Raw genomic sequence first — 15,333 nt, 5'->3', positions numbered from 1 at the left:
TTTTTACGGCACGGCTGCCGCTAAATTCCATTGCGACAGGAGTAACCCTTATGAGCAAAAAATTTGCCCGCAGCAGCCTGTGTGCGCTCGGCATGACTATCATGACAGCGCAAGCCGCAGAACCACCAAAGGCTATCGGTGACGGGGAAGGACGACTGGATATTATTGCCTGGCCGGGATACATCGAACGCGGACAGACGGATAAAAATTATGACTGGGTCACCCAGTTTGAAAAAGAGACCGGATGCGCGGTCAACGTCAAAACGGCGGCCACGTCGGATGAGATGGTGAGCCTGATGGCGAAAGGGGGATACGACCTGGTCACCGCGTCGGGTGATGCTTCCCTGCGCCTGATCATGGGCAAACGCGTGCAGCCCATTAATCCCGACCTCATCCCCAACTGGAAAACCCTCGATTCACGGATTGTGAAAGGAGAATGGTTTAACGTAGGTGGCAAAGTCTACGGCACTCCCTATCAGTGGGGGCCAAACCTGCTGATGTACAACACCAAAACCTTCCCGACACCGCCGGATAGCTGGGGCGTGGTCTTTACCAAACAGGATCTCCCGGACGGTAAAACCAATCAGGGGCGTGTGCAGGCGTATGACGGCCCGATTTACATCGCCGATGCCGCGCTGTTTGTCAAAGCTACTCAACCGCAACTGGGTATTACCGACCCGTACCAGCTCACGGAGAAACAGTATGCCGCCGTACTCAAGGTGCTTCGCGATCAGCACGCCTTGATCCACCGTTACTGGCATGACACGACCGTACAAATGAGTGACTTCAAAAATGAAGGCGTCGTCGCCTCCAGCGCCTGGCCTTATCAGGCGAATGCCCTGAAAGCTGAGAACCAGCCGATTGCCACCGTCTTCCCGAAAGAAGGGGTTACTGGCTGGGCGGATACCACCATGCTTCACGCGCAGGCAAAACATCCGATGTGCGCCTACAAATGGATGAACTGGTCGCTGACACCGAAGGTGCAGGGCGATCTGGCGGCATGGTTTGGCTCACTGCCTGTGGTTCCTGAAGGGTGTAAAGCCAGTACGTTGCTGGGTGATAAAGGTTGCGAAACAAACGGATATAACGAGTTCGACAAAATCATGTTCTGGAAAACCCCTATCGCTGAAGGCGGCAAATATGTGCCATACAGTCGCTGGACGCAGGATTACATCGCCATCATGGGCGGCCGTTAATCGCCCGGGAGCAGAACATGACGTATGCCGTAGAGTTTAATAACGTTTCTCGTCTGTACGGCGAGGTACGGGCGGTGGATGGGGTCACCATTGCGATTCGTGACGGAGAATTTTTCTCCATGCTGGGGCCTTCGGGCTCCGGCAAAACCACCTGCCTGCGTCTGATTGCTGGTTTTGAACAGCTCTCAGGCGGCACGATCGCTATCTTTGGCAAAGAGGCGAGCGAACTTCCTCCGTGGGAACGGGATGTGAACACCGTATTCCAGGACTATGCGTTATTCCCGCATATGTCGATCCTCGATAATGTCGCCTACGGGTTGATGGTCAAAGGTGTCGACAAGAAAAAACGCCATGCACAGGCCCGGGATGCCCTGGAAAAAGTGGGCTTAAGCTTTGCCGTAGCCCGTAAGCCCTCACAACTTTCTGGCGGTCAGCGCCAGCGCGTTGCTATTGCACGTGCGTTGGTCAATGAACCACGCGTCTTGCTGCTAGACGAACCTTTAGGCGCACTTGACCTCAAATTGCGCGAGCAGATGCAGTTCGAGCTGAAGAAGCTTCAGCAGGAACTGGGTATCACCTTTATTTTTGTCACCCACGATCAGGGCGAAGCCCTTTCCATGTCAGACCGGGTGGCGGTGTTCAATAACGGACGTATTGAGCAGGTCGATACACCCCGCGATCTCTACATGCGCCCGCGCACCCCGTTTGTGGCCGGTTTTGTCGGCACCTCCAATGTCTTTGATGCTGGCCTTGCGCAGAAAGTCTGTGGTCTGGAAGGCACTTACTCGCTACGTCCTGAGCATATTCGCCTCAATGAGAGCGGTGAAGTTCAGGTTCAGGGCGTCGTGCAGGCGGTACAGTATCAGGGGGCGGCAACACGTCTGGAGCTCAAACTCGCTGATGGGGCAAAACTGCTGGTGAGCCAGGCCAATCTCAGTGATATCACGATGCTGAGTGGAGTTGAGCCGGGGCAGGCAGTGATGGCGTCGTGGTCACGGGATGCCATGATCCGTCTGTCTGAGGAGAGGTGAAATGGATATGAGTGTCGCTCATCCTCCCGCACCACGCAGCCGCTTAAGCCGCATAACGGCTCTGTTCTGGCGAAAGCCATCGCTCGGCTTGTTCCTGCTCCTGCTTGCTCCGCTGATGTGGTTTGGCATCGTCTACTTAGGTTCGCTCCTGACCCTGCTGTGGCAGGGGTTTTACACCTTTGACGACTTCACTATGGCGGTGACGCCGGATCTGACGCTGGCTAATATCCAGGCACTCTTCAACCCGGCAAACTACGATATCATCCTGCGTACGCTGATGATGGCAATAGCGGTCACCATTGCCAGCGCAATCCTGGCATTCCCGATGGCCTGGTATATGGCGCGTTATACCAGCGGTAAGTGGAAAGCATTCTTCTATATCGCGGTGATGCTGCCGATGTGGGCGAGCTATATTGTTAAGGCGTACGCCTGGACTTTACTGCTGGCGAAGGATGGCGTGGCGCAATGGTTTCTCAGCCATATGGGGCTGGAGCCGATCCTGGCCTCAATGCTGACGCTACCGGCGATTGGCGGAAACACGTTGTCCACCTCAGGACTAGGGCGGTTTCTGGTCTTCGTCTACATCTGGTTACCGTTTATGATCCTGCCCGTACAGGCGGCGCTGGAACGGCTGCCCGCTTCATTACTGCAGGCCTCGGCCGATCTCGGTGCGCGTCCCCGTCAGACCTTTCGTTATGTCGTTTTACCGCTGGCGATCCCGGGCATTGCCGCAGGGTCAATATTCACCTTTTCCCTGACGCTGGGGGATTTCATTGTTCCGCAACTGGTGGGGCCGCCGGGCTATTTCATCGGGAACATGGTCTATTCTCAGCAGGGGGCGATCGGCAATATGCCCATGGCCGCGGCGTTTACTCTGGTTCCCATCGTGCTTATTTCTCTCTATCTGGCGTTCGTGAAACGTCTGGGAGCATTCGATGCACTCTGAACGCGCACCGTTGTTCCTGAAAGTGGCAGCGTGGGGAGGGGTAATCTTCCTGCACTTCCCGCTGCTGATTATCGCGACCTATGCCTTTAACACCGAAGACGCTGCGTTCAGTTTCCCACCACAAGGGTTGACGCTGAAGTGGTTTAGCGTGGCGGCAGGGCGCGGCGATATTATTGAATCCGTGACGTTGTCACTTCAAATTGCCGCCTTATCAACCGCAATCGCCCTCGTGCTTGGCACGCTTGCTGCAGCGGCACTGTGGCGCAGTGAGTTTTTCGGCAAAAACGCGATCTCATTGTTGTTGCTGTTGCCGATTGCGCTACCGGGGATCATCACCGGTCTGGCGCTACTGACAGCATTTAAGGCTATCAACCTCGAACCGGGATTTTTCACCATCGTGGTCGGACACGCCACCTTCTGTGTGGTGGTGGTGTTTAACAACGTGATTGCCCGGTTCAGACGTACCTCCTGGAGTCTGGTTGAGGCGTCGATGGTTCTGGGGGCTGACGGCTGGCAAACCTTCCGGTATGTCGTGCTGCCCAATCTTGGCTCAGCGCTATTGGCCGGGGGCATGCTGGCGTTTGCGCTGTCGTTCGACGAGATCATCGTCACAACATTTACCGCGGGACACGAGCGTACGTTACCGCTGTGGTTACTCAATCAGCTCGGGCGTCCACGCGACGTGCCGGTCACCAACGTTGTTGCACTGTTGGTGATGCTGGTGACGACCATCCCCATTCTGGGAGCCTGGTGGCTGACCCGCGACGGCGAGAACATTACCGGTAGCGGGAAATAACTTTAATTTCAACAGGATAATGCTATGCAAAAACATCTGCTGATAAAGGGTGAACTGGTTGCCGGAGAAGGAGAAAAACAGCCGGTTTATAACCCTGCCACCGGAGAGGTACTGCTGGAGATTGCGGAAGCCTCACCTGCTCAGGTCGATGCGGCCGTTCAGGCTGCGGATCGTGCTTTCAGCGACTGGGGCCAAACCACACCTAAAATGCGTGCTGAGTGCCTGCTGAAACTGGCTGATGTCATTGAGGCGCATGGTGAAGAGTTTGCCCGGCTTGAGTCTCTTAACTGTGGTAAGCCGCTGCACTGTGTTCTGGGTGATGAAATTCCGGCCGTCGTCGACGTTTTTCGTTTCTTTGCCGGGGCTGCGCGTTGCCTGAACGGGCTGGCCGCCGGGGAATATCTTGATGGCCACACCTCGATGATCCGTCGCGACCCGATTGGTGTTGTCGCCTCTATCGCACCGTGGAACTACCCGCTGATGATGGCTGCATGGAAGCTGGCACCTGCGCTGGCGGCCGGTAACTGTGTGGTGATCAAACCCTCTGAAATTACGCCGCTGACAGCCTTAAAACTGGCAGAACTGGCGAAGGATATCTTCCCGGCAGGCGTTCTGAACGTGCTGTTTGGTCGAGGTAAAACGGTAGGTGATCCGCTGACCGGACATGAAAAAGTGCGTATGGTCTCACTGACCGGTTCGATTGCCACCGGGGAACATATCATCGGGCATACCGCGTCTTCGATTAAGCGCACCCACATGGAGTTGGGGGGCAAAGCGCCGGTTATCGTCTTTGATGATGCCGACCTCGATGCCGTTGTCGAAGGTGTTCGTACTTTCGGTTTCTACAATGCCGGACAAGACTGTACGGCAGCCTGCCGTATTTATGCCCAGAAGGGGATTTATGCCCGGCTTGTTGAAAAACTGGGGGCAGCAGTAGCCAGCCTCAAAATGGGTGCCCCGGAGGATGCCTCTACCGAGCTTGGGCCGCTGAGTTCGGCAGCCCATCTTTCACGGGTCTGTAAAGCTGTTGATGAGGCGAAAGCGCTCGGCCATATCCGCGTTGTCACGGGAGGCAGTAAAAAAGAGGGGACGGGCTACTACTTCCAGCCAACCCTGCTGGCGGGTGCAAAACAGGAAGATGCCATTGTTCAGCGAGAAGTGTTTGGTCCGGTGGTGAGCGTGACCGAGTTTGACGATGAAGCGCAGGTGCTGGCATGGGCTAACGACTCGCAATATGGCCTGGCATCATCGGTCTGGACCAAAGATGTGGGGCGCGCCCATCGCCTGAGTGCGCGCCTGCAGTACGGATGTACCTGGGTTAACACCCACTTTATGCTGGTGAGCGAAATGCCACATGGCGGCATGAAATTGTCCGGATACGGAAAAGATATGTCGGTTTACGGGCTTGAGGATTATACGGTTGTCCGGCACGTTATGATTAAACACTAACCATCATGCCCGGTCGCTTGCGCGGCCGGGTGTACTCTTATTTCGCCATGAATGTTGCGTAAAATACCCAATTGTTATTAGCCATAATTTTTAAGTGGTTATTCTGTAACGAAAAAACTTGATCTGTATCAACATATGACGCATATTGCGTGCGGTTATTTTTTCGGCTCTGGTATACAGAATGACGTTGTATCAAAAGATGTTGGTTTTTTACGCAATCATGGCTTCCATCTGCGCATTAATTACCTGGTTCCTCTCTAAAGACCGTAAACGTATACGCCTGCTGAGTGCTTTTCTGGTGGGATCTACCTGGCCAATGAGCTTTCCCGTTGCGCTGCTGGTCTCGCTTTTCTGAAGCTCGCTTCCAGTTTTAAAAGATGAACATAGCATTCCAGATGTGATAACTGTATAAATACACAGTGCATCATAAAAGGAGTGCTTATGAACAGTTTTTACTCGCAACAGGCTGGTTGCACTGTGCGCTGGCATGATTTGCCCGGTGCTGACGATCCCGTCGTGTTCATTCACGGGTTGGGTTGCGCCTCTTCCTATGAATATCCCCGAGTCGTTCGTGATCCATCATTTGGCGCGCGCAGAGCCATTCTTATTGATTTGCCCGGCAGCGGTTATAGCGATAAGCCTGAGCACTACAGCTACAAAACCACTGACCAGGCGCACGTTGTGGCGGAACTGATTGACCATCTTAAACTGAATGCCTTCTGGCTCTATGGCCACAGCATGGGTGGCAGCATTGCTATCGAAGCAGCGGGTCTGCTGGCACCGCGCGTCAGAGGGGTGATGGTGTCAGAACCCAATTTTCACGCAGGTGGCGGAATGTTCAGCCGGTCTATTGCAGCGCAAACCGAGCAACAGTTTCTGGAACGGGGTTATGGTGCCATGCTCAGCGCAGAAACGACGGCGTGGGCGGGGTGCCTGCAGAGTAATGCCCCTTATGCCGTGTGGCGGGGCGCATCAAGCCTGGTGGAAGGTGTGGAACCCGAATGGGAAGCACAATTCCTGTCTCTGACCTGCCCGGTGACGTTGATTTTCGGAGAGCTGTCGCTGCCGGATAACGATGTGGATAATCTGAAGCAGAAGGGCGTTGAAGTGAAAATCATCCCAGCAGCCGGGCATTCAATGTCCTGGGAAAATCCGTCCGCGCTGGCACAGGCGTTAGCAGAGTGCGTGGCAGCGTGATAATAGCCCGCATTGCTGCGGGCTAAAAAGATCAGCGCAATAATGCCTGCAGTGTCTGACGAGAGGCGGGCTGAACATCATGCGGATGCTGGTAATCAATGTTCTCTATCGCCCGGCTATAGAGCGCAACCAGCCAGTCGTAAACATACGCGGTAGCCGCATGTACGGGCTGTTCCCCCAGTCGGGTAAGACGAGGTTCCGCGCTACTCACCACCGGTGTGACAAAGATGGCATTACCCTTACGGATGCGGCTTGCCGGACGTGCTGTAACAGGTGTCTGGTCGTAACCCAACCAGCCAACAAAGTTACCCATCACAGCATGCAGCTGTGCGGCGCTACTTTTATCCGTTTCAACAATGCGCTGAAGTTGCTGAGGCAGGTTAAGCCGGTAGCTGGTTACCACCAGAACATCTGCGATTTGCTGCAACACCCCGGGCTCCAGTCCAAGACGGGCTGCCGTGGCATCATTGCGGCTCCATTGACGCAGATGATTTATCCACACTCGGTGTGCCAGACGCGCTTTGTCTTTGGTCTGGAACATGCCGGTACTTTCCTGTGCGTTATCGGCAAACAGGTCAATGGAATCCGTAAACAACCCGTTAACTTGCTCCTCTCGGGGCTGCTGGACAGCCAGCAGGGTTTCAAAGGCTTTAAGCGGCGGCAGAAGACCCTCCAGCAGTTCACCGTGGCGGGCGGCGCAGCCCTGAAGGGTTCGCACCATACTTTCTGCACGGGTTCGTCTGGCTCCGGGGGCCTCAACCAGTGGCGCCAGATAGCTTTGCATCAGAGACGAAAGCTCCTGCCGCAGCAAGTTTTTCAGCGTACTAAGACGCTTCTGCCGCTGGGCCGGTAATGTAGCCTGAGACAACCACTCGATCACGCGCTGCATGCTGTGGCTGTCCAGTGCCTGGAGGGTGCCCCAGCGCAAACCCGGTTTACCGAGCAGATGCTGCACGGCTTCATCGAGATTCTGCCGGGTGGTAAAACGAGCGTCATGAGGGGTGATTGCCCACACCAGACCCGGCAGGGCCGATTCTTCAGCAGGCTGTGTCTCTTTGACCCAGTTCATTAACACTTTTGCTTTTTTGGCCGTCTGCTCGTGCTGTGCGGTCGCATTGCAAATAACCAGAACATCTGGCTGTAGCTGTTGACGGTAGTGCTCAAGCAGCCACTGTGATTTAGCCTGGTGTAACGGATCGGCATTATTTTCTTCAAATACCGGAATATCAATAATATCGACATTATCCAGGGCACTGTTCTCAACCAGTAACACCAGCTCGCGAGTCAGGAAGGCAAGCACATCGACGGGGATGCTGATGGCATTGAGCATCTCACCGTTATTCAGTGGATGAAGCAGCGTCTCCTGCGCTTCCTGAAGGGTTAACGTGCCGTCGTGCGTCAGGAACCCTTCACCGGGCAGGCCGAAGCTATCCACCAGTAGGCTAAGCGGCGCGGCAAGTTCGCTGGCATGGCTGGTCTGATGCAGCACATGGGCGAGTTTTAACCACTGCTGGGTCAACTCCTGTTGCTCACCCCACAACAGTGACCAGACGCTGGCTCGCGTGCTGAGATCAAGGGAGGGGACCAGTTGGGCAAACTGGTGCCACAGGGCATCATCAATTTGCTGTTTTGCGGCGGGTACCGTGTTCTGCCAGAAGCGGGCAATTGCCCCCACTTCCTGAGACGTGATGCCCGGCACGCCCTGCGGCTGACGCAGACCGCGCCATTTTTCCAGGCGCGTCTCAATGACGGCTTTATCCACGGCGCGCATCTGCGGGTGCTGCATCGTGCGGGCAATAAACAGCTGTACCAGTTCGGCCTCGGTGATCAGACTCAGACGCAGAGGAAACGCCTCATCAATGACGTCTGCATGTTCCCGGGTGAAGCGGACGGCCATGTTTGTCAGGGCATGTCCCGGATTGATATGGGAAAAATAGTCAAAGGTGCGCTGGCCTGGCGTCACGTTCAGGCGTCCGTTGCCGCTACCGCACAGAGACAAAAGCAGGTGCGCTTTTGCACTCTGAGAATGACCGTAAAGCCCAATGCTGCTCTGGCGAGTCAGGGCATGTTCAATGGCTTGTTCCCGCGCCTGCACCGCGTTGATGCGAGCAAGCAGGGCGTCGGCATCGTTATCCAGCACCGGGGCGTTCAGGCGCGTCTCATTAATCCACCCGATTAAGGCCTGAGTGGTGGTCGTCGTCACTGTCATTTCAGGTATACGCTCCCGCTGTCGATCCAGTAGTGGCTACCGCTATGACGGCGATCGGCCAGAGTATTCAGTTTGAAGGTTAACGCGTCAGGGGCGACCGGGGTGCCGTCCTGGAGCCAGGCATCGCTCAGTTCGAAGGACTCCGGGCCTTCCTGCTTGCTGCCACCGCAGAGTTTAAGCCGCACGTTCAGCACGCCATCACCCGCAATCGCTTTGGCCAGTTCAGCCGAGTTGATGCTAAGTGTATAGAGCGGTGTGGCCGGCCAGCGTGCGTTTGCCAGCTGGCGGAAGCCGAGGGTGACGTTACCGCGCAGCGGGAAGTGCAGACGCGCGTCGAGTTTCGCACCGGGTTTATCGAGATCGATATCCTGATACCAGACGTTCTCTTCGCGCAGGGTGTTGACCGTATTATCCAGCACACCCAGATACCGCACGGTTGAATACGCACCAATATCTGCTGCCTTAAAGTTAAAGCGCGGCAGACGCAGATCAAGCGCCAGGCTGCAAAGCATCGCACCCACGGCGGCTGTTGATTTGGGGTTGCCAATGCGGCCCTGCTGGCTGAACGGATACCACTCATGAACCTGATACTTATCCAGCCAGACGATGCGATTGACCGGAACCGGCTGCAGGTGACGAATCAGTGCCTGAACGCCAGGCAGGCAGCCAGGACGCCCGGTGATCAGCAAAATATCGCAGCTGTAATGGGAAATCGCCTCACATACTGCATGGAGCGGCGAAGCCAGCGTAAACTGACCAGCCAGCATTGCATCCTGCATCTCACGGAAATTTACGTGCAGCGGAACGGTGAATAGATCGAACGTTTCAGAACCCGCAGGCAGGGCATGATCGATCGCCTGTTGCAGATAATTCATCACGTTGCGGGTCGGTTTCTGCGGCAGGAGATCGCCAAAGGTGGCATGCAGGCCAGCCAGCGGATCGTCAATATCGCTCGATTCCCACGCGGCAAGAATGGCATGGCCAATCGGCATAAAGAGCTGAAGCGCCGTTTGCTGGCGCAATACTGCCTGGGTGTCAATTCGGCCGGAGTCACCGAAGAGCGAAGCCATCAGCAGCGAGGCGTCCGCAATACCCGATTTCTGCAGTTGCGTTTGCAGGGCGGGCAGTACATAGCGCTGAATCACATCAAGCAGGGTATCGTCGCCCGCGACTTTAAACCCTTCACGGAACAGCAGTTGCGGCGTGATTTTAACGTTGTTACCCGAGCCATCATCAAGCTGATAATGGGTGATCGCCATATCCGTTGTGCCGCCACCAATGTCGATGGACGCGACGCGCAGTGAACGCCCAGGCTGAGCGCCGGGCTCAGGTTCACGGTCCGGGCGGGCGAGGGAGGCAAAGAACGCCTCAGTCTGGCCGCCAAAACGAGAAATGGCTTCGTTATACAACCAGACCAGTTGACCGCAGCTGGCTTCATCCCACTCCATCTGGATTTCAGGAACCGGCACCACACTTTTTTCCTGCTGTTTGCGGGTGGCGAAATCTTCATCCTGCGGGTGCCATCCCATTGCTTTCCAGACAATGGCGATCGCTTCGAACATGCGGCGACGGAAAATCTCCCGCTCCTGCTTTGGCATGGCCGACGGCAGGGTCAGGATCAGGGTTCGTAACTGGCGCGGAGATGCCGGGAAGCCCAGACGCAAGCGCGTGGCGACGCTATTGATCTGACCCAGAGCCTGTGCCAGCAGCTCGCACAACATGTGTGTCATCAGCGTGCTACGGCTGTACTGCGGCGAGAAGACTGGCAGTCGCTCGTCCTGCGGCAGCGTAAAGAGCGGCTCACCGTCATCGTTCATCAGGTTCATCAGCGGAAACGCGGTAGCCAGAGGTTCACGCTGGGTTTTGCTGTTCATCTGGCTAAATCGCCAGTCCTGAACCACCGGTGTTTCATCCCAGAGGTAGCGACGCGGGCTGGAGATGCCGCTGTTACCTTCGGTTCCCAGGCGCTGGGTAGCCAGTTTCCGTGCTTCATCGCCGACGCGGACAATCGACGGCCAGACAAAGGCATCTTCGCGACCGCTTTCAACCGAGAAGTGCTGCTTGCCAAAACGCGCTTCTGAGAACTCCAGACGGCTGGTGAACAAGGGTTCATTGAGGAATTGTGGCTCGCTCAACGAACGTACCTGCAGCTCGGCAGTCTGGCGCAGACCATCGTTCGCATCCCCGTGGTCTTCAATAATCACGCCGCAGGTATGGGTATTGCCCACATCGAGGATCAGGTCGACCGGAATGGCAGGGGTACTGAGCGTATGAGTGACAAATTTCACTTCCGGCACGGTAAGCTGCTCACCGAGCATGGTCAGCAGGTTGAGCCAGTGTGCCTGATATTCAAAACTACGCATCGCCTGTTGCAGATCACGTTCAGAGCGGTTTTCAACACCGTCGGCATACTGGGTAAATGCCTCACGCAGCCAGCCGTCAATCCAGGTCTGGTCGAGGAAACTTTCCACTTCGTTATCCCGCCAGGCCAGAGCGAAACGGGTTCCGTTCAGAATGTCGTTTTCGACCGGGGACAGCGCGGACGTGGCATGTTCGGCAATCTGGCTGTCAAGCGCGAGGGTCACGCGGTGCGTATTGCCTGCCGTGTCGGGTTTATCAAGCTTGCGAACCTGAACGCGAGCCCAGTTATCCGGGCCGTCAACAAAGGTCCGTGGCGGGTTAAAGCGCAGGAACGGAACAGGAAGCCAGACACCATCAAGGACCGCCAGCGACTGATGTAGCGCAATGGTGGTTTCCGGTTTCACCACTTCAGGCTGCCCGCCGTTCAACCCGGGCAGAGTATAACGCCCGTTCACCAGGTCGAAATCGAGACGCAGAAGCGGGCCGTTCGCGGTTTTACGTACGAAGCGCCCGTTGCTGGCGGTGTCCTGCGGCGTCAGACCGAAATCAAGGAACTGCACGCCGCTGTTAGCGATAAGCGTGACGCTTTGTTTATAGTCGCAAAGATTTACCAGCATAGGATCAGGCACCTGCTTTCTTGAACGTCAGTGGGACGACGGTGTTTGCATCATAGCGAGCACGACATTCTGCGATATCGCTGGTGCCTGCTTTACAGGAAACCTCCGGCATCGGGTAGCGTGAACCGTCGGTGCAGCGGGCATTACCGCGACTCTTAATCATCAGTTCACCATTGCTGTGAAGCCCGGAGAAGATCTCTGCGCGGCAGACAATGTTGTCACCATGTACTACACGGGCGAAACCTTTATTGTTCTGGATCTGGTAGCGCAGTGACGGTGGCTTACCGGTCACCGGATCTTTCACATCGAGGATGGCGCGCCAGGTCCCGTTGAGGAAGCGCGTCGATCCCGCTTTCACTTGCTGACCTTCCATAACCATCGCATCTTTCGGAATCGCGACGATAACGACCGGGGCGGGCGCAGGAGCAGGAGCAGGAGCAGGTTCTTTTTCTTTGCTTGCCACTACCTCAGCCTGATGCAACGGTAATTTCATCGCCAGTGGTTCAACTGCTTTGATCGGTTTCGGCGCAATTTCTACAGGCTCTGGCATAGGTGCAGGTGCAGGCTGCGCGGAAGGGGACTGTTTTGGCCACAGCTGCGGTGCGGCAATGGCGGCAACGATCACGGCGGCAACGGGCAGCGTCCACAGCGGGATACGACGCTTTTTCACAACGGTTGTCGGGGTGGGTTCCTGAGCAGGTTGTGGTTGTGTCGCGACTGGAGCAGGTTCTGGCTCATACAGATCCTCCGGCGTAATGCGCACCACCGTCGACGGTGCAATCAGTGGCTCGTCTGCTTGTTCGAAGGTGATGATCGGTTCCGGCTCAGGTTCCGGTTCAGGATCTTCAATCACAACGGGGGCGGGCTCAGGGATCAGTGATTCACGCAGGCAGTCGAGAACATCGTCGCGTGCATTTTCGTTCAGGTTTACAAAGCCCCAGAAGCTAATGACCGGTTTCCCTTCGACCAGAAAGAGAAAGTTTTCGCCCGGAAACTGGAACGCTTTTGACAGCAGTGAACCAAAAAGCTGCTGTGCTGTTTTCGGTGACTGGAGGCACTTCTTACTCAACGACTCGACGCTGGCAAGCGTATTTTCCAGATAGCGCAGGGCGCGAAAACGGTCGTCTTCATCGGCCGCTTTCCAGCTGGTAACACTCCCCTCTATCGGGGAATACCAGTCTACACGGTCACCGCTATCGTTGACCTGTGGAATGGCCAGACAGTCGACAATGGCCTGTTGTTTGCGCAACCGGAGCGCTTCCCGGATTTGTAACGCTGATTCAAAAACGGCTTGTCCGCCGCCGCCAACGGCCTGAAAATCATCCAGATTACCGCTGCGTAAAAGAGTTTTTGCCACGATTTGATCCCATATACTTCTTCACACCGTTACTTTAACGAAATGAGGAAGCAAACAAACGGAGGAAGAGACGCTAAAAGCGCCGATTTCTTGCGGCATAGAAAATGACGGTTGTGCTTGACGGATAATGGCACTTAAGGCAAATCATCTTTTTCTGCATTGACTGCAAAACCAGCGAAAAACGTGACTTTAGAATAACCTGATAGTGTTTCGTTATTTGCCAGGTCATTAAGCCTGTGCTGTTATTACTGTCCTATATAATAAAACATCCAGGGTTATAACCATGTCTACAGGGAAAACACTGCTCGCCCTTGCGCTGAGCACGCTTTTACCAGCCGGTGCCGCATTGGCGGCAAATAATGACACCATTATTTACTGCTCTGAAGCCTCACCCGAGTCTTTCAACCCGCAAATCGCCAGCTCCGGCCCATCTTTCGTGGCCAGCTCTCAGGTGTTGTATAACCGTCTGATCAATTTCGACCCGGTGAAAAATACGCCGGTTCCGTCGCTGGCGGAGTCCTGGACAATCTCACCGGACGGTAAGACCTATACGTTTACCCTGCGTAAAGGGGTGAAGTTCAACAGCAATAAATACTTCAAACCGACCCGCGACTTTAACGCCGATGACGTCATTTTCTCCGTCATGCGTCAGAAAGACCCTAAGCATCCTTATCACAACGTCTCGCAGGGCAACTACGAATATTTTAATGACGTCGGCCTCGATAAACTGATTCAGGACGTTAAAAAGGTCGATGATTACCATGTTCAGTTCACCCTCAGTGAACCCAACGCTGCATTCCTTGCCGACTGGGGAATGGATTTTGCCTCTATTCTCTCCGCTGAATACGCTGACGTGATGCTGAAAAAAGGCACGCCAGAGAACGTGGATACCTGGCCGATCGGTACAGGGCCTTATGTGCTGCAGCAGTACAAAGTGGATTCACTGATCCGCTATGTCGCTAACCCGAACTACTGGGAGGGCGAGGTACCGACAAAACACCTGATCTTCTCCATCACGCCAAATGTGGAAACGCGTCTGGCGAAATTGCAGACCAACGAATGCCAGATCATTCCTGCTCCGTCCCCGGTGCAGTTTGATGTGATTAAAAATAACAAAGACCTGACGCTGCACTCTGTCGATGCGTTGAACGTCGGCTATCTGGCGTTTAACACCGAGAAAAAACCGTTTGATAATGTTCTGGTACGTCAGGCGCTAAACTACGCAACCGACAAGAAAGCCATCGTCAATGCGGTCTTTATGGGCTCGGGTACGGTGGCAAAATCACCAATTCCGCCAAACATGATGGGCTTTAATAAAGACCTGAAGGACTACAGCTACGACCCCGAAAAAGCGAAAGCCCTGCTGAAGCAGGCCGGGCTGGAGAAGGGCGCGGAAGTGACGCTGTGGTCAATGCCGGTGCAGCGTCCGTACAACCCTAATTCGCGCCGTATTGCGGAGATGATCCAGAGCGACTGGGCGAAAGTCGGTGTGAAGGCCAAAATTGTCTCTTACGAGTGGGGCGAATACCTCTCCGGCATGCGTAAAGGTGAGCATGACTCTGCGCTGTTCGGCTGGATGTCCGATAACGGTGACCCGGACAACTTTGCTGACGTACTGCTGGGGTGCAACAGCATTAAAACGGGTTCAAACGCAGCACGCTGGTGCGATAAGGGGTATGATTCCCTGGTGCAAAAAGCGAAGCTGACCAGCAACCCGGCTGAGCGCGCTAAACTCTACGATCAGGCGCAGGAGATTTTCTACCAGCAGGCGCCGTGGATCGCGCTGGCGAACGGGAAAACGTTCTACGCTACCCGCAGCAACGTCACGGGTTACAGCGTGAGCCTGATGGGCAGCGATTTCTCAAAAGCGAAGCTGAACTAAGCGTATTACTGCCGGGTAAGGCGTAGCCGCCACCCGGCAATTCACAAGGAGTGACAATGTCACATTTAAACGATGTTATCGCCCGCGTCGATGCCGCCATCGAAGAGAGCGTAATTACCCACATGAATGAACTGCTGATTGAATTAAGCGATGATGCAGAGCTCAGCCGTGAAGATCGCTACACCCAGCAGCAACGTCTGCGCACCGCGATTTCACACCACGGTAAGCAGCATAAAGAGGAGCTGGAAGCGCGACAGGAACAGCTAACGAAAGGCGGCACCATTCTGTAGCG

At 55.2% G+C, this 15,333-nt stretch carries 12 protein-coding genes; 9 read left to right on the top strand and 3 right to left on the bottom strand.

Annotated features, from left to right (window positions below; translation table 11 throughout):
- The first annotated feature begins 50 nt into the window (after positions 1–50).
- The 7 genes from ydcS to ACLHV9_RS12895 all read left to right on the top strand — a co-directional run bounded on the left by ydcS (position 51) and on the right by ACLHV9_RS12895 (position 6,615).
- Positions 51–1,196 (top strand): putative ABC transporter substrate-binding protein YdcS, encoded by a 1,146-nt coding sequence (ydcS, locus tag ACLHV9_RS12925; RefSeq protein WP_028018856.1) that lies wholly within the window; start codon positions 51–53, stop codon positions 1,194–1,196.
- Positions 1,197–1,213: 17 nt separating this feature from the next.
- Complete coding sequence (locus tag ACLHV9_RS12920) at positions 1,214–2,227, top strand: ABC transporter ATP-binding protein (protein WP_028018857.1); 1,014 nt, start codon at positions 1,214–1,216, stop codon at positions 2,225–2,227.
- 1 nt (position 2,228) lies between these two features.
- Positions 2,229–3,173 carry an ABC transporter permease gene (locus tag ACLHV9_RS12915; protein WP_049007339.1) on the top strand — a complete coding sequence of 315 codons (945 nt, stop codon included), beginning with the start codon at positions 2,229–2,231 and terminating at the stop codon, positions 3,171–3,173.
- Positions 3,163–3,969 (top strand): ABC transporter permease, encoded by an 807-nt coding sequence (locus ACLHV9_RS12910; protein ID WP_407220617.1) that lies wholly within the window; start codon positions 3,163–3,165, stop codon positions 3,967–3,969. Before ACLHV9_RS12915 ends, ACLHV9_RS12910 begins: the two co-directional genes overlap by 11 nt.
- A 24-nt stretch (positions 3,970–3,993) precedes the next feature.
- Positions 3,994–5,418: an aminobutyraldehyde dehydrogenase gene (patD, locus tag ACLHV9_RS12905; protein WP_114977109.1), complete on the top strand. Its 1,425-nt coding sequence runs from the start codon at positions 3,994–3,996 to the stop codon at positions 5,416–5,418.
- Positions 5,419–5,599: 181 nt separating this feature from the next.
- Complete coding sequence (locus ACLHV9_RS12900) at positions 5,600–5,773, top strand: GhoT/OrtT family toxin (RefSeq protein WP_013096478.1); 174 nt, start codon at positions 5,600–5,602, stop codon at positions 5,771–5,773.
- Positions 5,774–5,859: 86 nt separating this feature from the next.
- Complete coding sequence (locus tag ACLHV9_RS12895; protein ID WP_407220616.1) at positions 5,860–6,615, top strand: alpha/beta fold hydrolase; 756 nt, start codon at positions 5,860–5,862, stop codon at positions 6,613–6,615.
- 31 nt (positions 6,616–6,646) lie between these two features.
- On the opposite strand, the gene ACLHV9_RS12890 is transcribed toward ACLHV9_RS12895, so the two are convergent.
- Genes ACLHV9_RS12890 through ACLHV9_RS12880 form a run of 3 tightly spaced genes read right to left on the bottom strand, consistent with a single transcriptional unit; the run spans position 6,647 to position 13,159 of the window.
- The gene (locus ACLHV9_RS12890) at positions 6,647–8,824 is read right to left on the bottom strand and encodes a virulence factor SrfC family protein (protein WP_407220615.1); all 2,178 of its coding nucleotides are present in this window, start codon (positions 8,822–8,824) and stop codon (positions 6,647–6,649) included.
- The gene (locus ACLHV9_RS12885; protein WP_129325158.1) at positions 8,821–11,802 is read right to left on the bottom strand and encodes a virulence factor SrfB; all 2,982 of its coding nucleotides are present in this window, start codon (positions 11,800–11,802) and stop codon (positions 8,821–8,823) included. Before ACLHV9_RS12885 ends, ACLHV9_RS12890 begins: the two co-directional genes overlap by 4 nt.
- Before the next feature lie 4 nt (positions 11,803–11,806).
- Positions 11,807–13,159, bottom strand: a complete 1,353-nt coding sequence (locus ACLHV9_RS12880; RefSeq protein ID WP_407220614.1) for an SrfA family protein — start codon at positions 13,157–13,159, stop codon at positions 11,807–11,809.
- A gap of 283 nt (positions 13,160–13,442) precedes the next feature.
- On the opposite strand from ACLHV9_RS12880, the gene ACLHV9_RS12875 reads away from it, so the two are divergent.
- On the top strand, positions 13,443–15,041 hold the full coding sequence (locus ACLHV9_RS12875; RefSeq protein WP_407220612.1) for an ABC transporter substrate-binding protein: 1,599 nt from the start codon (positions 13,443–13,445) through the stop codon (positions 15,039–15,041).
- A 56-nt stretch (positions 15,042–15,097) separates the two neighbouring features.
- Positions 15,098–15,331, top strand: a complete 234-nt coding sequence (locus ACLHV9_RS12870; protein ID WP_028018866.1) for a YdcY family protein — start codon at positions 15,098–15,100, stop codon at positions 15,329–15,331.
- Positions 15,332–15,333 lie beyond the last annotated feature (2 nt).

The organism is Enterobacter sp. CPE_E890 (assembly GCF_046521475.1).
Classification (GTDB): domain Bacteria; phylum Pseudomonadota; class Gammaproteobacteria; order Enterobacterales; family Enterobacteriaceae; genus Enterobacter; species Enterobacter adelaidei.
Note: the sequence above shows the minus strand (reverse complement) of the source record. Positions and strands in the feature narration are given on the sequence as shown.

Coding starts and splice junctions, on each gene's coding strand:
- ydcS (WP_028018856.1), top strand. CDS start 51: ATGAGCAAAAAATTTGCCCGCAGCAGCCTGTGTGCGCTCGGCATGACT.
- ACLHV9_RS12920 (WP_028018857.1), top strand. CDS start 1,214: ATGACGTATGCCGTAGAGTTTAATAACGTTTCTCGTCTGTACGGCGAG.
- ACLHV9_RS12915 (WP_049007339.1), top strand. CDS start 2,229: ATGGATATGAGTGTCGCTCATCCTCCCGCACCACGCAGCCGCTTAAGC.
- ACLHV9_RS12910 (WP_407220617.1), top strand. CDS start 3,163: ATGCACTCTGAACGCGCACCGTTGTTCCTGAAAGTGGCAGCGTGGGGA.
- patD (WP_114977109.1), top strand. CDS start 3,994: ATGCAAAAACATCTGCTGATAAAGGGTGAACTGGTTGCCGGAGAAGGA.
- ACLHV9_RS12900 (WP_013096478.1), top strand. CDS start 5,600: ATGACGTTGTATCAAAAGATGTTGGTTTTTTACGCAATCATGGCTTCC.
- ACLHV9_RS12895 (WP_407220616.1), top strand. CDS start 5,860: ATGAACAGTTTTTACTCGCAACAGGCTGGTTGCACTGTGCGCTGGCAT.
- ACLHV9_RS12890 (WP_407220615.1), bottom strand. CDS start 8,824: ATGACAGTGACGACGACCACCACTCAGGCCTTAATCGGGTGGATTAAT.
- ACLHV9_RS12885 (WP_129325158.1), bottom strand. CDS start 11,802: ATGCTGGTAAATCTTTGCGACTATAAACAAAGCGTCACGCTTATCGCT.
- ACLHV9_RS12875 (WP_407220612.1), top strand. CDS start 13,443: ATGTCTACAGGGAAAACACTGCTCGCCCTTGCGCTGAGCACGCTTTTA.
- ACLHV9_RS12870 (WP_028018866.1), top strand. CDS start 15,098: ATGTCACATTTAAACGATGTTATCGCCCGCGTCGATGCCGCCATCGAA.